The sequence below is a fragment of the Frankia sp. ACN1ag genome (assembly GCF_001414035.1).
GTDB classification, from domain to species: domain Bacteria; phylum Actinomycetota; class Actinomycetes; order Frankiales; family Frankiaceae; genus Frankia; species Frankia torreyi.
The window spans coordinates 223,370-241,668 of the sequence record NZ_LJPA01000001.1; the positions used below are offsets into that span (position 1 = coordinate 223,370).

Sequence of the window (18,299 nt, forward strand, 5' to 3'; positions counted from 1 at the left end):
GACCAGGGGCTATCTCGGTTATGCACAGGGAGGTCGGCGGCCGTCGCCGGTCGCCAGCCGGGGCCCCGGGATCCACCTTCGGCGCCGCACGCCACGCGTCCTGTGGATAACTTCCCGCCCCCTACCGACCAGCCTCGAGGAGGGGCACTGTGCTGGGCACCATGCCCACGGATGAGCAGCGTGGGTAACGGTCGGACGTTATCCACAGGGTCGAGCAAACTCGTGGCGAAGGGCGCGCCACGGTCGCCTTCCCGGGCTCCCGTCCTGCTCCTACGGGGCTCGGCGCCGGGCATCGTGCTGGGGCCGGACGCTGACCCCGACGGGGTCGCGTGCCCGGGCGGACGTCGCGTTCGCGATCCGTCGGGTACCTGTCCACAGCAGTGCGGTCACGGAACCTGCCGTCGCCCCGACCGGTCATGGTTGTTGTGTCGAACGGTTACCCGGGTTGGAGCCCGAAACCCGGCGGCTCGGAAATCCACAGGCCATCCGTGGGCACCGTGGACTGGAACGGTGCGGCGGCGACGGCCGCCTGCCGGGTCGCCGCCGCCTTGCCTGGACGGTGCCCACAGGCGCTGCCGGGCTCGGCACCCCCGAGCCCCCTGCTGGCTTGTCCCCAGCTCCGTGGTGGGCATCGTCTGTCCTGCCCTGCAGCCGGGGTGGTCACCGTGCGGCGGGGCACTCGTCGGGTTCGGCGTGGCCGTGGTCAGCGAGGGTGGGCACCGTGGCCACCGGGCGGACGCCGATCCCGCGTGGGGACCGTGCACCGATTCAACCGTGACCGTCAGTGGGGCACCCCGAGGTTTTCCACAGGGCCTACCTGCGGGCGGCCGCGCCGAGTGGGCAGCTGTCGGCGACCACCGGCGGACGTGCGGCGAAGCGTTGCGCGACCCAGCTCATCAGGTCGTTCATCGACGCGCCGAGGATCGAGCCATGGTCGGCCAGCGGGTAGCGCCGGTAGTCCACCGTCGTGCCCTCGCCGCACAGCCGGCTGACCACGTCGTCGGTGACCGGCTGGCGAATGATCTTGTCGCGGTCACCCTGAAGGATGAGCGTGGGAGCCATTCGTCGCATGATTTCGTCCCGCTGCCGCGCGAATCCGGCGGCGAACGGCGGGTGCGTGAGCGGATCCGCGGTGAAGGCCGTACGGATCGTCGAGCCGACGCTCGCCCTGGTGACCTCGTCGGCGCACCGTGTGCGCGCGACCGCCAGCAGCCGCCGGCCGGTCGGGGTCAGGTAGCGGTCCAGGTCGATCCGCGGATCGTCGACGGACAACCCGATCATCGCCAGCAGCAGGTATCCGACGCCGTCGGCGCCGCGCTGCAGCGTGGCGAGCGAGGCGGGCAGGTCCGCCAGCGGCGCGGTCGCGACCACGCCGCGGATGCGTAGCTCCGGGGCATAGCCGGCGGCCAGCGCGCCGGCGGCCAGGACCGCCTGCCCGCCCTGTGAATAACCCCAGAGGACGACATCGCGGCCGGCCCCCGTCTCGGTGAGAGAGCGGGCGGCGCGGGCGGCATCGAGCACCGCCCGCCCCTCGGGGGCGGCGACGTAGATCGCATGCTCGCCGGGGACACCCAACCCGGCGTAGTCGGTCAACGTGACGACGTATCCGGCCCGGACCAGCGGGAACGTCCAGGCGGCCGCGGCCAGCGGCGGCCGGGCGCGCGAGGGCGCACAGGAATCCTGGATGCCGGTCGTGCCGTGTCCGAACGACACGACCTTGCGGCCGCCGGCGGGCACTGGAACATCTGTGCCCGGAGCAAGAACGATGCCGGAGACCGCGCCTGCGCCCTTGCCGGTCGGCCGGGACGAGTAGATGACCCGCCAGGCGCGGATGCCGGCCGGGGCCGGCGTGACGACCTCCCGGGAGAGCAGCTCCCCGGCGGCACCCTGCGGCCGGGTCGGTTGAGCGGCCGCGGGTGCGTCGTCGCTGCTCGCGATGCCCTGCCCGCCGTCGATGTCGCCCCGCCGGCCGCAGCCGGCCAGCGGGATCAGCCCCAGCACGACAAGCAGCACGAGGAGCGGCACGCGGACCACTCTGGGACCGGGCCGGCGCTCGGACCCCCGCCGTGCGGGCCGGCCGGCGGCGCCGGNTGCGGCCGGGGAACGGCAGCAATGCTCCCGGACGTCCGATGGGATCGGGCGCGGACCGGTGGAAGTCGGTGAATCATCGTCCGGACCGAGCCACGAGAAAAGCACGAATGAAGACTATGGTTCTGTTCCGTCGTACAAGTAACGGTCCGTGTCGTCCTCGGCTTGACGGTCGATGCGGGCTCGTTCCCTGCCCTGCCGGATCGGAGGAGCCGCACGGCTGGATCAGCCGTGGACGGTCCGGCCGGCGCCATACGACTCCTTCCGACGGCTCCTTCCGACGGGTTCCCGCGCGAGGCCGATCCGTGCGCCCGATGTGGACCGGAACTGTGGACCTTCTGTGGATCGGGGCAGATACCCGCAGGTGCCGGTCGTGGCTGCCCGGGCGCTCGATACCCTTACGGTGTCCGCAGGCGGGGCCGGTGCGGTGGGGNGGACGTCACCGTCATCTCAACGGACGCGTCCGACCCGTCGCCCGAAGCCGTCGGAGGCCCGCGATTGTGACCACGTTCGCGTCGAGCACGTTCGCGTCGAGCACGCTCGCCCTAGGCCCCAGCGCGATCAGCGCTGACAGCCTCATCAAGGCGGGGCTGGCCGTCGTCCTGCTGATCGTCTTCGCGGAATCGGGGCTGTTGATCGGGTTCTTCCTGCCCGGTGACTCCCTGCTGTTCACCATGGGGATGCTGATCGCCAGGGACGAGGTCTCCACGCCGTTGCCGGTCGCGATGATCCTGATCGGGTTGGCGGCGGTCGCGGGTGACCAGGTGGGGTATCTGATCGGCCGAAAGGCNGGCCCCGCGCTGTTCCGGCGCCCTGATTCCCGGTTGTTCAAACAGGAGTACGTCGAGCAGGCGGAGGCGTTCTTCGCGAAGAACGGTCCGCGCTCCATCGTGCTCGCCCGGTTCGTTCCGATCGTGCGGACCTTCACCCCGGTCATCGCCGGGGCGAGTCGGATGAACTACCGGATGTTCACCATCTATAACATCATCGGCGGGTTGCTCTGGGGCTGTGGAGTGACCCTGCTCGGCTTCTATCTCGGAAAGATAGATTTCATCCGCAACAACATCGAGGCCATGCTCGTCCTGGTCGTCCTGGTCTCGGTGGTACCGATCATGGTCGAATACCTCCGGAACCGGCGGAAGCGTGCGCGGGCGACCGCCGCGGCCGGTCCGACGACCGAGGCTCCGGCGGGGGGTCAGGACCGCTACGACGGTCTGCCGGCCGACGGCGGCGACGAGGACGGCTGGCGCCAGGGCGAGGACCAGGGCGCAGACCCGTCCGTCACCATGCGCCTGCGCCGTGGCGGCGGCGGTGGTGGTGGCGGTGGTCGTCACTCGGCGGCCCATCGCCGCGAGACCGCCCGGGACTGAGCCCGGCAGCGGCCGACGCGGCGCCTTCACCGGAAGATCGCGGTGCTTCTGAGGGATCCGGCGCGGGTCACAGTGCGCCGGACCGGCGCTTCCGGAGTGGCCGGTGTGGCGACTCGGCGTGGGCGGCGATGCCGTCGGCTTGGCGGGAAGGTCGCGCCGGGCGGTTTCTGGCGGCCGGCGCCGCACCCCGCGGAGTGCGACGCCGCGGCGACGCCGGTCCGTCCGCGAGGAGGCCGCCAGGCTGCGAGGAAGCCGCCAGTTCAAGGGGAAACGGCCTGGCCAGATGGGTCCCGACGGGCTCCGCGCCGATACGGGGGGAGTCGACGGGACGCCCGCCGGGACCTCTCAACCGTATCGGGTCAACGGGGCATTGTCGCCCCGCTGATCGCTCGCCGAAGTACGGAAATGCAGGTAGCGTGAGCAATGTCAGAAAAATGTGACGATCATCTCACTCGAAGCGGGTGGCCGATCGGTCTGCGGCGCACGGCACCAGGCCTGTCCCGGTGCGTCCCGTGGCGCCCCGCCGCGCCGTTCAGACCGGGCCCCGAAGCAGGCCGCGGTCCTGATCACAACGCGTCGAGCCCGCGCTCGCCCGTGCGCACCCGCGTCAACGTCTCGACGGGCAGCACCCAGATCTTCCCGGCCCCGCTCGCCGTCGACCCGGCCGAGCGCAGGATCACGCTCACCACGTCCTCGACGTCGGAATCGGCGACGACACACTCGATCCGCGCGGCGCTCACCGACTCGTCATGGAACGTCCGTCCACGGTATGTCTCGGTGCGCCACAGCTCGGTGCCGAATCCGGTCACCTGACTGAGGGTCATACCATGGATGCTGTAGGTGCCGAGGGCGGCCCGGACGTCGTCGACGCGATGGGGGCGCAGGATCGCGGTGACCAGTTTCACGGCGTTTTCTCGTCCTCGCTTCCAGGGTGAGGTTTCATCGCGGGGAAGCGTAGAGCCGACAGGTGACGGTTTCGTCTCGGGAACGTCATCGGATCGGGAACGTCATCGGATGGTGCAACGAAAGGAATAGTAGATGTCCCTGCTCGACCGCGGAACTCCCCCCGACCCGTATGACGTGCTCCCCGTGCGCCCGTCATTCGACGTGACCAGCACGGATCTCGTCGACGGCGGAGTCATGCCGCTTGACCAGGTGTACAAGGACGCCGGCGGCGCGAACCTCTCCCCGCAGTTGTCGTGGTCCGGTCATCCCGCCGGGACGGAGAGCTTCGTCGTCACCGCCTATGACCCGGACGCGCCGACCGGCAGCGGTTTCTGGCACTGGGTGCTGGTCGACCTTCCCGGCTCGGCGACGGAGCTGCCGCGCGGCGCCGGCGGGGGTGCGTCCGCCGGCCTGCCGCCCGGGGCGTATCACGTCCGCAACGACTGGGGTACCAAGGAGTACGGCGGCGCCGCGCCCCCGCAGGGCGACGTGCCGCACCGCTACGTGTTCACCGTGCACGCGGTCGACGTGCCCAAGCTGGAGATCAACGACGAGGTCTCGCCGGCGGTCGTCGGCTTCAACCTCGCCTTCCACACCCTCGCCCGGGCCGTGCTGCGGGTGACCTACCAGCACTGAGTATCAGCCGGCCGGCCGCNCCCCCCGCCGTTGCGGCGGGCGGCGGCAGGCGGTGGCGGGCGACCCCCCCGGCACCACGGTGGGAACCGAAGCACCGTCATTTCCGTCGCGTTTCCACCGCGTTCCCGCTGGAAGCGGACCGTTGGCCGGGGTGTCGGCCCCGGCCGACGGTCGGTCATGACGTCTTTTCCTGGCATACCGCCCCCGCACGGGGGGAGTCTGGAACCGACTCACGCTCGGGAGGAACTGCATGGGCGACGGTAGACAGACGGATGTGAGCGGTGTCGGCGCGGCCGGCGCCTATGACGCCCGCCGGATCTGGGAGGTGGGGGAGCCGATCCACGCGATCATCTACTTCCACCCCGCGGTCCGCCGCTTCGGGGAGGAGGCCGGCTCCCACGGCTTCTGGATGGGGTACATCGGCATGCGGGCCGCCCCGCTCGGGGCCGCGTCCGCGGCGATGATTACTTCGGCCTTCTACAACTTCGCGCCGCGCCGGATCGCGCGCTCGGTGCCCGACGTCTGGGCCTACTCCTCGCCGGCCCGGCTGCTCGACGCCCGCCTCGCGGCGATCGACGCCGTCCTGCGCGAGCTGTGGGGGTTGGACACGACGGGCGTGGCGGTGCGGCGCGCCGCGGCGCTCGCCGCCCGGGCGGCGGCGGCCGCGGTCACCGCGGGGCGGCCGCTCGCCGCCGCCAACGCCGCCCTGCCCCTGCCCGCCGAGCCGCACCTGGCGCTCTGGCAGGCGCTGACGACGCTGCGGGAGCATCGCGGCGACGGGCACATCGCCGCCCTCGTGCACGCCGAGGTCGGCCCCTGCGAGGCGCTGGTCCTCGCCGCGGCCACCGGGCGCAGCCCCGGTGAGCAGCTACGGATCTCGCGCGGCTGGAGCGAGCGGGAGTGGGCGGACGCGGTCCACAACCTTGCCGCGCGGGGCTGGCTCACCGCCGACGGCGCGCTGACCGAGCTCGGCGCCCAGGCCCGGGCCGGGATCGAGGACGCCACCGACCAGTTGGCCTCAACTCCCTACCTGGCCCTGAGCGCGGCGGAGCTCGGTGACCTGTACGCAACGCTGTACGGGCTCGCCGAGCGGGTGGCGCTGGGTGGCGGGTTCACCTGGCCCAACCCCATCGGGTTGGACTGGCCGCCGTCCTCCGAGCGGGCGATGGCGGACCTGCGTCCGCCGGTGGAGCTGCGTCAGCCGGTGGAGCTGGGCTCGACCGAGGGGTAGCCGTAGCCTCCGGTGAACGGCTCCTCGCCGAACGCGTCGCCGTCGAACCCTGCGTCGTCGGCGACGCCTTCGGCGCCGCTGCGGCGCGGCCGAGCCGGACCGAGATCCGGCGGGTCCAGCTCCGCCGGATCGAGGTCGTCCGGGGTCAGGTTGGTGTCGTCGACCTCGCCGTGCATCTTCGACCCGTTCAGGACCACCGGGATCTCCAGGTCGCCGACCACGTGCTCGACGTAGAAGGCGCGGGCGCCGATGAGCCACAGCGCGAAGCCCGGATCGAGCCGCGGCAGCAGGTCGGCGGCGACGTCGGTGAGCCCGAGCGCCTCCTGGGTGTCGGCGATCTGGTCGGACGCCTGCTTGTACAGGATGCGGATCGCCGTCTCCGCGAGCAGCCCCTTGGCGATCTCCACCGAGTCCGGGGAGGCGGACAGCAGGTCGGAGATGCGATGGGCGACGATCGCGTTGGCACAGCCCCACTGGCGGGCGAGCTTCTGCTGCGCCGAGAGCCGGCGGACGAGCCCGGCGAAGCGCATCAGCCGCCAGCACTCGTCGTAGACGACATAGCGCTGGACGCCGTCCTGGCGCATCAGGGCCGCTTCCATCCACGCCTGCGCACAGGTCATGATCAGCGCGATCATCTCGTCGCTGCCCTGGACCCGCTCCAGGTTGAGTACCGCGATCGGCCGGTCGAAGTCCAGCGGGGAGGTCGTCGGCCCGTCGAACAGTCCGCCGAGCGCGCCGTGGGTGAGCCGGCGCAGCGTCAGGGTGGCGTCCCGGGAGGCGTCGCGCAGCTCGGTGGCCGTCATCGGAAGGTTGACGCAGTCCTCCTCGGCGGGATCGGTCATCGCCTCCAGGACGTGCGGGAGCAGCGGGGTCGCCCAGCGTTCCGGCGACGCCCCGCTGATCTGCCGGGTGACGACGTCGAGAGCGAGGTCCACGGCGGTGTGCTCGGCCGGGGTGAGCGGCACGCCCTTCGCCGTCTCGATCAGCGACGACAGCAGCGACGACCTGGCCCGCTTGACCTCCCGGGCCCAGTCCGCGTCGGCGATGCCCATCGGGCGCGGCGGGGCGTCCAGCGGGTTGAGCCGGGTCGCCATGCCCGGACCGATGTAGGTGGGCTCGCAGCCGAGCCGGCGAGCCAGCCGGGTGTACTCGCCCTTGGGATCACAGGGCACCGCCGCCTGGTAGCCGAACGCCGCGCCGCGGGAGATCAGCGTCTTGAGCAGCGCCGACTTGCGGGAACCGACCGCGCCGAACACGGCGAAGTTCGGGTTCTCGATGACCTGCTGGCGGTACAGCTCGAAGACGTCGAAGTCGAACGAGTTCCCCGACCAGACGTGCCGGCCGATGTACATCCCGGGTGCGGCCAGCCCGGAGTCGACCACGAACGGGTAGATCCCGGCGATCTGCGCGGTCGTCTCCATATGCGCGGGCAGCCGCATTTTGTGGTACGCACGCCCGGCGAAGGGGCCGAGCAGCTTCGAGGGCTGCGCCCCGCGGCGCAACGCCGCCTGGGCGCGACGCATCGCGGCCTTCTCCGCGGCGGCGGCTGCCCGTTCCGCCCGGCGGCCGCGGCGGGGCGACGGGGCCGCCGGGGGAGTCGACCGGCGCCGGCGGGGACCGCCACCCAGGTCGACGAAACCCTCGGCGTCACGTCCCGGGTCGTGCCCGGCCGCCTCGTAGGCCGCGGCCTGATAGCCGTCCGGGTCGTAGCCGGCCTCGTCGTAGCTGGGCGGGTCGAGGTCGTCGAAGCCGGCATCCTCGAAGCCCGCCTCGTCCTCGTGCCCGGGCTGGCCGTCGTACCCGGGCCTGTCGTCGTATCCGGGCTGGCCGTCGTATCCGACCTCGTCGCCGGCGCCGCCATACCCGTTCGCCTGGTAGGCGGCCTCGGGGGTGGCCCCGTTGGGGCCGGCCACCGCGGAGGCGAGGTCACCCGTCGGGTACGCGGCCGGGATCGGTATGAAGCCGCCCCGACCGCCGGCCGAACTCGCCGGATCGGGGCTCACTCCGTTGCCGTCGACCGCTCCGTTGCCGTTGNCGTTCATCACGCCACTCCCACCGCCAACGGTAGGGCCCCGACGCTGAAGCCCTGGTCCTGTTCCCCGACGAGGCGCACCATCTCCAGCCGGCTGCGTGACGCCAGCGTTTCGGCCTCGCCGCAGGCGTCGGCGAGGCCATCGAGATCGTCGGCGGAGACGGTGACGAACCCGTGGAAGCGGAACGCCCCGAAACCGGCGATCAGCTCCTGCTCGCGCCGTTCCACCTCGTCGGCCTCGGCCACGTCCCGCTGTGTCGTGACCTTGCCGACCTTGTCCCGCATCTGCTGTTCGCCGAGGTGCGCCATCCGCCGCCGGTTCACCGCCTTCTCCGCCTTCCGGCCGGGCAGCGGCTCGACGACCAGCGACACCGTGCGCCGACAGGTCGTCTCCATCAGCAGCGGGGCGAGGAAGGCGGCGGGCGAGGGCACCCGGGGCCAGCCGTTGATCCAGTAGGTGGTGTGGAAGCCCGAGTCCGTACGGTAGTGATCCCATGCGGTGACGGTCCGTACCGGTCCGGCCACCGCGGGGTCGATTCCGGACGCCAGGCCCTTCAACCCGCCGGCGAGGTCGGTGCTCGCGCCGCCGCGAGCGTCGATCATCTCGATCGAGTACGGATCGTAGGTCGTGCGGATGACCGCAGCCAGCGCCCGCGGGGGCAGCCAGCCGACCGTGTTGATCGACGCCCGGGCGAGCGCCGCCTCCATCGTGCGCAGCTCGCCGAGCAGGACCGCGCAGGCTGCCTGGTCGCCGCCGCCCGCCCGCTGGATCGCCCGACGGGCGTCCTTGGCGCGCAGTTGGAACGACAGGTACGTCTCGTGCCGCTGGGCGACGGGACCGGCGGCGTCGATGACCTGCTGGTAGGCATCCGCGGCCCAGGAGTCGTCATGGTGGCCGCGCACCCGCCAATGGCGCTGGAGCTGGTCCCCGGAATCGGGCAGGGTGCGCTCCAGCCACTGGATGCGGGACAGCTTGCCGCCGCCGGCCGTCAACCCGGCCAGCAGCTCACCCCAGGCGTCGACCCGGGCCTGCTGGTCACCGGACTCCAGCAGAGCGAACTGGCTGCCCTGCACCTGCAGGACGGCGGTGTAGGTCTGCTTCTTGGCGTCCTTGACCACCGCCACGTACCGGCCGCCACCGACCGGGACGGACAACATCACCAGGGAGGACAGCGGCCCGGGAAGGACCGTGCGGCTGAGCTGGTCCTCCCCGGCGCCGAGCCGGAAGAACGCGCCACGGAACACCGTCTCGCCCGTCACCTTCTGCATCGTGAAGCCGAAAAGGATCGGCACCCACTGGTCGAGGTTACGATCCTCCACCCGGACGAAGGCGACGAACAGCAGGGCCACCGCGAGCAGCACCCAGATCGGAATGGTTACCAACGGTGACCGGAGGGCGCCGAGGACGCAGAGCATCACGCCGATCATCAGAGCGAGCTGTGGCCAGCGCATGCCGAGCATGACGCCGCCGCGTTCGAGCGGTCCGAACCGATAGCTGCGTTCCGCGACCATCTACTACCTCACTCGCCGGTTGATCCTCTGCGCGGTGCCGGCCGCCCGCACGCTGCGGCCAGCTCGCATGTCGTGCTCACTGACCGCCGGTGCGGGACGGTGGCAGTTTTGGTGCCGCGACCGTGGCCGGTCGGGCCGCCGGAGCGACCGGCGGTCGGGCCTGACTCGTCCGCGGGGACGCGCCGTTCCTGGCCGGTGCTACGCGGGCGGCCGTCCGGGGGGTCGCACCGTTCGGCCGGGCACTGGCGCCGACCGGGACGGCCGTCCGGCTGGGGCCGCCGGACCGGGCTGGCTGCCGCACGGCGCCGCCCGCGCCGGAGCCGCCGGTCCGGGGTCTGCCGCCGGAGCCCCGCACCGACGCGGTCGCGGCACCGGCCCGGGAGGACCCACCCACGGGCGCGCCGATTCCACTGCGTCCGGTCCGTAGCGCGGCCGGCCGAGCGAGTCCGGGCTCCATACCAATGCCGCCGGTGTCTCCGAGGACGCCGCGATTACGCGTCTGGAGCCGGGCACCAATTCCGCGGAAGGTCTCCCGGGACGTCGATCCGAGCAGCGCGCCCGCACCCTGGCCGAAGGATGCGGCGCTGCGCCGGCCCGCCGAGCCGACGGCCCGCATCAGATGGACGTCGGCGAATCCCATCAGATGCATGAGGACGAACGGGGCGAACACCGCGGCAATCATGACCACGGTCCCGCCGAGGATCGTCAGGGTCTGATCGACCGTAGACCCGGTCGAGTCGCTGGCCATCCCGGCGCCGAGCGTGAAAATGGCATATATGACTGGCTTCGCGAAGATCAGGGCCAGGAGGAGTTCGGTGGCACGCTTGAGCCAGGCGCTCGTCGACATCGTCGGCTGCCCGGCGAGGTAGAGCGGGATGAAGACCGCCATCACGATGATCGCGACCTTGCGGATGTAGAGCACCACGAACAGCGCGAACGAGAACATCGCGACGAGCAGCGACAGCACGAGATCGAGGGCGAAGTTGCCCTGTTCCGGTAGCGCGCGTACCTGAGCCACGAGATCGGATCCCAGNGGTTTCCCGTTGCCGAAGGCGTCGGCGATTCCGTCCGAGGCGGTCAGAATCATCTGAAGCAGGGCAAGCGCGATGAAGGAGCCCAGGATCGAGGTGCCGGTCGCCGTGAGCGCCCGAACGAAGATGTGCGGGTCACCCCGCACCGCCCCCATGATGCAGGCACAGAGGAAGAGGCCGGTGACGATCAACACCGCGATCCCGAACGCGATGTTGTAGTTCTCGACGACGTAGTCGGCCTTCAGATCGATGGTCGTCTTCTGCGCCGCGAAACTGAACACGGAACTCGACAGGTCCGCGGCCATCCCACAGAACGCAGTCCCCATCGAATTGAAGTAGGCATCCACGCTCCCCGAAATAGCGCCCTTAATTGCGCTTAGGGGATTTGGGTTGAAGGCCAGAATTACCGTGCCGTCGCCTGAGTTACCAGTCGTCATGCACCCGCTCCGATCAGAAGAAAATTCTGGAATTCCTCGGACCGTTGCTCGGCCGGGTCTGGGCCATCTGGGCCATCACTAGAATCGGAAAGTTTCCAATCCGATCCGCTCCAATTCACGCTACACAGGTCGGTGCCCCAGAAGTCGCGCGGCTTGAAATTCGGCGATCCGTTGAGGTTGCCGGCGTTTGTGTTGAGCCATATGCGAATTCTGGCTTCGTCGGAACCGAAGTTATCAACCGCGTAGCCAAGTACTCGATATCTAAACAGAAAGTTAGGAGAGTTGACGGAGGATACGCCAAAGTTTTTCGCGGTACCATTGTTTGATTCAATAAGCCGCTGACTGATGTGATCGGCGACGGAAGGTTGTGTTGATACAGACCTAAAAACTTCTCGCAGTCGCGCCGGCTCACGGTTCGAGGGATTCAAATAGCCTGCAACGTAGTTGGCGCAGGCACTTACGGCGCCCGACTTGTTGTGAGGGTAACCAACTGGGATGCCGAACTCGTTGATCCGCGCGGGAAGGCCGGGGACCTGGCTACCACTCGCGGAGTCTAGTGGTTTCCCTTCGGCGGAATCTGGTTTCGGGACCAGAGTGGGCGTGGGTGATATGGCCGCCGGACTAGTGGCCGGAGCTGTACTAGGAGCGGGGGCGGGCGCGACTGAGGCGGTGTCTGGACTCGCGCCCTTGTCTGGGATGACATAGCGTCCGATCACCACTCCGCCGATCACACTCACCGCGCCGGTGGCTACGATGATGATGATCAGGCGTCTGGCCACACTCTCCATCAGGCCCGGCAACGCCCACTCCCCTCACAAGACGGCACGGTCATCATCGCAATGTCCGCCCGCCGGTACCCGGGGAACCGGTCAGAAGAGCGTTGACGATGGGTCATGGACCACGCCGGGGTCAACGGCGACAGTGACAACGACGGCGGGTGGGCGCTGTCCCCCTGGGTTGGGCGCGGGGGCGGTGGCCGTTGCGCCGGTGGCCAGGAAGAAGTTGATGAAGGCTGCGGCGGCGCCGACGAGGAATGCCAGACCGAAGCCGGCGATGACGCCGCTCTTTCCGACCGTGGAAGCTCGCTCGAGTCCCATCCGTTCGCCGAGTGCCCAGGCGATCCCGCCGAGTAGCACGGCGGCGACGGCAGCGATCACCGCATAGGCGGCCAGGCCGTTGACCAGGTCTTTCAGCGCGTTGATGCCGGGCGCTTTGGTGTCGTCCGGGTTCACCTTCACGTCGGCCAGGATGACGGTCGCCTTGGNGGCGGCGTCCAGGATCATCGGGGTTCCTTTCTCACGGGCGGGGTCCGCCCGGACGATCCGGTCCGGCGATCCTTGAGGGTGCCGTTGGTGACCGTAGGTCGCCGAATGATACGCCTGGCGGCGTGGGGTGATCCCCGGTAGTGCTCGTGGGGCCGCTGGTCGCGCCGGCCTCCTTGCGTGGGGTGACCGGTCCGATGGCGTCGTGTGAGGTCCCTGTCGGCCGCTCGCTGGCCGCCGGAGGGGCCGCTACCTCGGCCTTTGCCAATGCGAACAGGCTTTCCACGGTGGCTGCGGCCAGTCGCATGTAGGCACGGCGAGTACGTCGGCGCAGCCGTGGGATACGGACCGGCGTATGCCGGCTTGGGTCCAGTCGGGCGTCGTAGGGGATACGCACGAGGGAGTCCACCTGCCGCCCGAGCCGTGCCGCGGCCGCTCGGGTACGGGGTGACGGCCGACCGCGCCGCGGCGCGACGATCGCCGCGACGATCGGCGGCCCCCCGTCGCGGGCCGGCCGGCGGCCCGGCGCCTCGCGGAACGCCCGCAACCGCATGAGAGTCGCTTCGAGATCGGCCGCCGTGGCGAGCGTCGTCAGGACGACGAGATCCGCGGCTTCTACCGCGGCCTCGGTGAGTGGAGCCCCGGTCGGCGCGTCGACCAGTACCAGCGGATAGGAGTGCGCGAGCAGGCCCAACGCCGAGCGCAGCCCGGTCGGTGTGACCGGCTGGGCGCCGGACGGGACCGCGGGCGCGTCCTGGCCCTCAGGGCCGTCGTCGGCGGACGGCGAGTCCGCGGTGATCTGGCCGGCGTCCGGCCGGACCGGCAGGACATCGAGGTCCCGGGCGCCCCCGGAACGGTGGCCGCTGATCATCAGGCGCAGCTCCGCGGCTGACCCGTCGGCGGACTGGTAGCGGACGACGTCCGCGACCGTGGTCGTGCCGGCGGAGCCGACCCGACTGGTCAGCGGGTCGCCGCGGGGCTCGTCCTCGTCGCCGCCCGAGGCCGGTGCCGTGCCCCCGGCCGGAAACTCCCCGGGCCACAGGTCGACGGCGAGCACCGGATGCGCACGCACCCCCGTCAGGGTCAGGCCGATCACGCCGGCGAGCGTCGTCGTCCCGGAGTACGGGAACAGCGACGTCACGGTGACCCGCCAGGAGCCCGGCAGCGGGATGCGGGCCCGGTCGCGAACCGAGAGCCGGACCGGGATCTCCTCCCATGGCTGCAGACCGCCCGCTTCCCGGCGCGATTCCTGCCACGGCCTGAGCTGGCTGTCCGATTCCGGCCGGCGCGCAGAGCCCGGCCGGTCCGGAACCGGCACGGTCGCCTTACGGGAGGGGCGGGACGGGCGAGCGGTCTGCGGCGCCGGCGCCGGCTCCGCGCCGGGTGCCGGCGCTAGCGCCGCTGTCCGGGCGGGCGAGGTGGACGGGTCCGGCTTCGCACCGCGGTGGCCCGTCGGCGTGGCGGGGGCCGCGGGCCCGCCCGCCGCCGCGCGCGCCCGGGGCGGGGTGGGCGGCGAGGTCGGGCGGGGCGTGGTCGGCGCGTGGCTCGGGGTCGGTGAGGCCGTGTGACTCGGGGTCGGTGAGGCCGTGCGGCCGGGGGTGGGCGTGCGGCTGGGGGTGGCCGTGCGGCTGGGGGTGGGCGTGCGGCTCGGCGTCGGCGGGGCCGAGCGGGCGATGGGTCCGGTGGCGGCGGTGGTCCGCTCCGCCGGGGCCGGCCCGGTGACGGGGGCGGGCGGGGCCGCCGTGCCGGAACCGGGCACTCCGGTGGGGCCGGTCACCTCGATCGGGCCGGTCACGGCGATGGAATCGGTCACGGCGACGGAGTCGGTCATGGGGATGGAGTCGCCCACAGCGATCGAATCGGTCACCACGATCGGGCCGGTCGCGGGCGTCGGAACGGCGGTGACGGGCCGGTCGCCCCGCTCCGTGGCAGCCGCACCGGGGGCCCCCGGGGGTCCCCCGGCCGGGACCGGCCGGGTGGCCGCCGCCCGGGGTGGAGCCGATGCCCTGGGCGGCCGGCTGCGCGGGGGCGTCGCGGCGGCGGGGGGATCAGGGACGGGCAGCGGCCCGGAGGCGTGCGGGGGGATCGCGGTAGGCCCGGGACCTGCGGCGACTGCTTCGGCGGGGGCGGCTGCGGGGCCGTGATCGGCCCCGGGACCGGAGCCCGCGGTCTGTGCGGTCGTGCCTGTGCCGGTGCCTACTCCGGTGCCGGCGGCATGGTCGGAGCCGTCCGCTCGGGACGGGACCATCGCGTCCCGCGACGATCCCGGGGCCGAGGCGTCGGCGCCGCCGGGCGGCGCCGGGCGGCGGGAAGGGTCTGCCTGGTTGCGTGGCGCGATCGCGGCCGGCCGGCCGGCGCGGCGCGTCCGGCTGCCGCGCGTCTGCCGGAGGTCCTCGGCCGGCTCGGCGCCCGGCGTCGTCTGGACGCCGCGCCCGGCACCCGGCGGATCCGTCGGGGATGTGGCCTCCGCGGCGGTTGCACGGTCCGCACCCGGTTCGGTCGCCGATGTCGCATCATCGAGGTGGAACGCCTCGCTCTGCCACGCCTCGTCGGGTGGCTGCGGCGAGTCGGACCCGCTCCGCCGCCGATGCCGCCGGCGCCCGGAGCGCGCGTAGGGAGGTGACTCGGCGTCCTCGGTGCTCGGTGACTCGTCGCGCCCGTACTGGTCGTCTCGGTCAGGCAGCCGGTTGGAACGGGAGGCCGACGTGGGGATGCGGGCTCCTATGAGCGAAACGGGCCGCGCGTCGCCTTCCTCACCGTACGGTGCCTGTGGCACATCGCTCACGCGCCGTCGCCCTCCCGGCTCTCTACAGGTTAGCTAGTGCCAGTTAAGGTTACTTACGGTTACTTGCCTTTGGCTGCGGTCGGATCGATGTAACACGAGCCATTCGAGTATGACAAGCTCTGGTTGAGGCTACCCACAACGGATGGGTCGGTGTACCTTCCGGAACCGGAGATGTGCGATCCGCCATTACCGAGGCGAACCGGTGGCGGGTCCGGTGGAAGATCCGCGCCGGGGGCCGGCGGGGGCGGCCAGGTTCACGCGGCGCGAATCGTGCGGCAGAGCGAAAGGAGCGTCGGTGGCGCAGGACGGCTTCTCGATGGCGACGCCCCGGCCCTCCGCCCGTCCGGGGCGCTCGGGCGCCCCGCAGGGTGCGCCGCTGTCCGGCCGGACCGCGCCGATCGGATCGTCTCCTGCGCGCTCCACGCTCACCGGGGCGAGTCGGCCCCGGGCGAGCTCCGGCGGGCCGGCGGGCATGCCGTCCGCGACCGCCCCGGGCACGCCGCCCGGCGCGCCCGCCGCTGCGGCGCCTCCGGTCGCGCCGCTCGCGCCGCCGCTGTCCCCGCCGGGGACCAGGACCTCGGTGTCCGGCGGCACCGGCGGGGCCACCAGGCTGGGGGCCGTCGGCGCTCCCACGAGCGGCGCGGGCACGACGCCCACGGCTGGTGGACCGGCGGCCCGGCCCGCCGACGACGACGACGTGCTCACCGTCGACGAGCTGGTCGCCTGGCTCCGCCTGTCCGAGAGCACGGTCCTCAAGCTTCTGTCCGAACGGGCGATCCCGGCCCGCAAGGTCGGCCACCAGTGGCGGGTGCGCCGCGGCCGCGTGCGGGACTGGCTGGACGGCCGGGAATGACCGGCGGCGTGGCAAGGGCGGCCACGAGGATCGCCGATGCCGGCGCCCCCGAATGCGGCGGCGTGCCGATGATCGGGCGCCACGGCGGCTCGGCGTAGCGGCGCCCGGACGTGCTAGTGATCCAGGGCGGGTCGGCGCCGCTGCGTGCCCTGCTGATCCCGCTGGCGGTGCTGGCGGTGCTGGCGGGCTGTGGGACGTTGGGCCGGGCCGCGGACCCCACCCCGAGTCCGCCGGTGACCACCGGCCCGCCGCCGGGTGCCAGCCAGGCTCCGGGGCCCCCGCTGGCCACCGCGACCGCCCCGGCGACCGGCGAGGTCGACCGCACGAACCCGGCCGCGGTCGCGGCCGACTGCTTCACCCGCTGGCAGTCGTTCGACGCCCGGACCGATTCGGGACCATCGGCCGGCGTCGGGCGGGCCCGGGACTGCCTCACCGAGGACTTCGCCGCCTCGCTCGGCGCGGGCTCCACCAGCGCCGCTGATGGTGGCGCTGACGGACAGGCCTGGGAGGATCTACGGGCCCACGGCGCCCGCTCGCAGGTGTCGGTGTTGGCGACCACACCCCTGGGCGGCGTCGACACCACCGCCACGGGCCGCGTCGTGCTCCAGCTCAACGTGCGTCGCGAGAGCACGACGGGCAACGAGGCTCCGGTAGCGACGTTGTCCACCCCCGCCCTGACGCTGCTGCGTCAGGCCGACGGGACGTGGCGGGTCGCCGGGGCGGATCTCGCGAGCGTCGCCGGCGACGCGCCGGGGCGGTGAGGTCGGATGGCCCGCCGCTTCCCGCCCAAGCGAACCGGGTGGCTGGTGTGGTTGGGCACCGGCTCGGCGATCGTCATCGGTGGGATCATCCTGTTGATCTCGATCCTGATCATGTCCCTCGCCGGGCCGTTCGTCGGTGACCACGGCCGGGGCAACAAGTCGATCGAGAACGCCGACGGCATCCCGGCGGAGTACGTGCAACTGATCACGGACGCGGNGAACGGTGCCGGCTGCGAAGAGGTGACGCCGGCCCTGCTGGCCGCCCAGCTCCATCAGGAATCCGGGTTCAACCCGCAGGCCCGCTCGCCCGTCGGGGCGATGGGGATCGCCCAGTTCATGCCCGCGACCTGGGCCAGCCACGGCCAGGGCGACGTGTGGAACCCCACCGACGCGATCCCGGCCGCAGCCCGTTACGACTGCGCGGTGGCGGCGTCGGTCGCCTCCGTGCCCGGCGACGGGCAGGAGAAGATGCTGGCCGCCTACAACGCCGGCGCCGGGGCGGTGCTCGCCTTCGCGGGCATCCCTCCCTACACCGAGACCCGCAACTACGTGCGCACGATCCTCGCCCAGACACAGGTCTACGGGGACTCGCTCGAGTTCGGCGTGGAGATCCCCGCCGGCACGATCGCCCCCGTGGTCGCGTTCATGGAGTCACAGATCGGTAAGCCCTACGTCTGGGGGGCGATCGGGCCGGACGCCTGGGACTGTTCCTCGCTCGTGCAGGCCGCTTACCGGAACATCGGCATCGAGCTGCCCCGGGTGACCACCGACCAGCTTCGGTTCGGCCCGGTGGTCGCCGGGGTCGACCCGCAACCCGGGGACCTGCTGTTCACGCCAGGCACCGACGGCACCGCGGACGCACCCGGCCACGTCGGCATGTACATCGGTGACGGCCGGGTCATCGCGGCCAAGGGAGCGCGCTGGGGTGTCGTGGAGTCCGACATCTCGGACTGGACCGGCACGGTCGCGGTGACCAGGCCGTTGGCCAAGGAACTCCGTTAGACCGGCCGGTCCGCCCGGCCGGTCCGACTGGTGTCGCGGGCGGCCGGCCGGATCGGCGACGGTTCAAGCGGTCGCCTCGGACACGAAGTCCGACAGTCCGTTGGCCACCCCGCCCAGCACGCCCACGGTGTTGTGCACCACGTCAGCGGCGTCACTCGGGGCGGTCACCGCGAAGAACAGGATGAACAACCCGATACCCCACGGCCAGATCAGTCTCTTCATGCAGGACCTCGCAGCACAGCCAGCCGATAAGGCCGGACGGACACCAACGTCGATAAGTCACCGACAGCATGTGTGTACTCACCTTGAGTAGTCGTCGCAAGGGGAATCGCCGAGGGGCGGGTGGCACCCCCA

Annotated in this window: 14 protein-coding genes and 3 pseudogenes; 7 read left to right on the plus strand and 10 right to left on the minus strand. The window is 71.8% G+C overall.

Annotated features, from left to right (window positions below; translation table 11 throughout):
- Positions 1–813: 813 nt before the first annotated feature.
- Positions 814–2,034, minus strand: coding sequence for a lipase family protein (locus UK82_RS00955; RefSeq protein ID WP_313949775.1), 1,221 nt, complete (start codon positions 2,032–2,034; stop codon positions 814–816).
- A gap of 554 nt (positions 2,035–2,588) precedes the next feature.
- Between UK82_RS00955 and UK82_RS34820 the strand changes: the two genes are divergently transcribed.
- On the plus strand, positions 2,589–2,878 hold a 290-nt coding region (locus UK82_RS34820; RefSeq protein WP_396230428.1), incomplete at its 3' end, for a DedA family protein.
- A gap of 1 nt (position 2,879) precedes the next feature.
- Positions 2,880–3,458, plus strand: a pseudogene (locus UK82_RS00960) (DedA family protein); the annotation flags it as partial.
- Between the two features lie 566 nt (positions 3,459–4,024).
- Here the strand turns inward: UK82_RS00960 and UK82_RS00965 are convergent.
- The gene (locus UK82_RS00965) at positions 4,025–4,363 is read right to left on the minus strand and encodes a P-II family nitrogen regulator (protein WP_044885409.1); all 339 of its coding nucleotides are present in this window, start codon (positions 4,361–4,363) and stop codon (positions 4,025–4,027) included.
- Between the two features lie 133 nt (positions 4,364–4,496).
- Between UK82_RS00965 and UK82_RS00970 the strand changes: the two genes are divergently transcribed.
- Entirely contained in the window at positions 4,497–5,039 is a 543-nt protein-coding gene (locus tag UK82_RS00970) for a YbhB/YbcL family Raf kinase inhibitor-like protein (protein WP_044885410.1), read from the plus strand.
- A 250-nt stretch (positions 5,040–5,289) separates the two neighbouring features.
- Positions 5,290–6,270 carry an SCO6745 family protein gene (locus UK82_RS00975; protein ID WP_128423307.1) on the plus strand — a complete coding sequence of 327 codons (981 nt, stop codon included), beginning with the start codon at positions 5,290–5,292 and terminating at the stop codon, positions 6,268–6,270.
- Here UK82_RS00975 and UK82_RS00980 read toward each other — a convergent pair.
- The 7 genes and pseudogenes from UK82_RS00980 to UK82_RS01000 all read right to left on the minus strand — a co-directional run bounded on the left by UK82_RS00980 (position 6,237) and on the right by UK82_RS01000 (position 14,414).
- Positions 6,237–8,228: a conjugal transfer protein TraC gene (locus UK82_RS00980; protein WP_044885484.1), complete on the minus strand. Its 1,992-nt coding sequence runs from the start codon at positions 8,226–8,228 to the stop codon at positions 6,237–6,239. The two genes, UK82_RS00975 and UK82_RS00980, sit on opposite strands and share 34 nt — an antisense overlap.
- A gap of 83 nt (positions 8,229–8,311) precedes the next feature.
- Entirely contained in the window at positions 8,312–9,814 is a 1,503-nt protein-coding gene (locus UK82_RS00985) for an SCO6880 family protein (RefSeq protein WP_011601304.1), read from the minus strand.
- A 76-nt stretch (positions 9,815–9,890) separates the two neighbouring features.
- On the minus strand, positions 9,891–10,847 hold a 957-nt coding region (locus UK82_RS00990; RefSeq protein WP_236705323.1), incomplete at its 5' end, for a hypothetical protein.
- A 1-nt stretch (position 10,848) separates the two neighbouring features.
- A pseudogene (locus UK82_RS34825) lies at positions 10,849–11,282 on the minus strand (hypothetical protein); the annotation flags it as partial.
- Positions 11,279–12,082 (minus strand): hypothetical protein, encoded by an 804-nt coding sequence (locus tag UK82_RS30855; RefSeq protein WP_083506994.1) that lies wholly within the window; start codon positions 12,080–12,082, stop codon positions 11,279–11,281. The gene UK82_RS30855 and the pseudogene UK82_RS34825, both read right to left, overlap by 4 nt.
- A gap of 69 nt (positions 12,083–12,151) precedes the next feature.
- On the minus strand, positions 12,152–12,546 hold a 395-nt coding region (locus UK82_RS00995; protein ID WP_236705324.1), incomplete at its 5' end, for a DUF6112 family protein.
- Between the two features lie 32 nt (positions 12,547–12,578).
- The gene (locus UK82_RS01000) at positions 12,579–14,414 is read right to left on the minus strand and encodes a hypothetical protein (RefSeq protein ID WP_236705325.1); all 1,836 of its coding nucleotides are present in this window, start codon (positions 14,412–14,414) and stop codon (positions 12,579–12,581) included.
- Positions 14,415–15,909: 1,495 nt separating this feature from the next.
- Between UK82_RS01000 and UK82_RS41925 the strand changes: the two genes are divergently transcribed.
- The 3 genes and pseudogenes from UK82_RS41925 to UK82_RS01020 all read left to right on the plus strand — a co-directional run.
- Complete coding sequence (locus tag UK82_RS41925) at positions 15,910–16,182, plus strand: helix-turn-helix domain-containing protein (RefSeq protein ID WP_052681098.1); 273 nt, start codon at positions 15,910–15,912, stop codon at positions 16,180–16,182.
- Between the two features lie 110 nt (positions 16,183–16,292).
- Positions 16,293–16,943, plus strand: coding sequence for a hypothetical protein (locus UK82_RS01015; protein WP_044885416.1), 651 nt, complete (start codon positions 16,293–16,295; stop codon positions 16,941–16,943).
- A gap of 218 nt (positions 16,944–17,161) precedes the next feature.
- Positions 17,162–17,945: pseudogene (locus UK82_RS01020) on the plus strand (NlpC/P60 family protein); the annotation flags it as partial.
- A 63-nt stretch (positions 17,946–18,008) separates the two neighbouring features.
- Here the strand turns inward: UK82_RS01020 and UK82_RS33930 are convergent.
- Entirely contained in the window at positions 18,009–18,167 is a 159-nt protein-coding gene (locus tag UK82_RS33930; protein WP_173402669.1) for a hypothetical protein, read from the minus strand.
- Between the last annotated feature and the right edge of the window lie 132 nt (positions 18,168–18,299).

Coding starts and splice junctions, on each gene's coding strand:
- UK82_RS00970 (WP_044885410.1), top strand. CDS start 4,497: ATGTCCCTGCTCGACCGCGGAACTCCCCCCGACCCGTATGACGTGCTC.
- UK82_RS00975 (WP_128423307.1), top strand. CDS start 5,290: ATGGGCGACGGTAGACAGACGGATGTGAGCGGTGTCGGCGCGGCCGGC.
- UK82_RS00985 (WP_011601304.1), bottom strand. CDS start 9,814: ATGGTCGCGGAACGCAGCTATCGGTTCGGACCGCTCGAACGCGGCGGC.
- UK82_RS33930 (WP_173402669.1), bottom strand. CDS start 18,167: ATGAAGAGACTGATCTGGCCGTGGGGTATCGGGTTGTTCATCCTGTTC.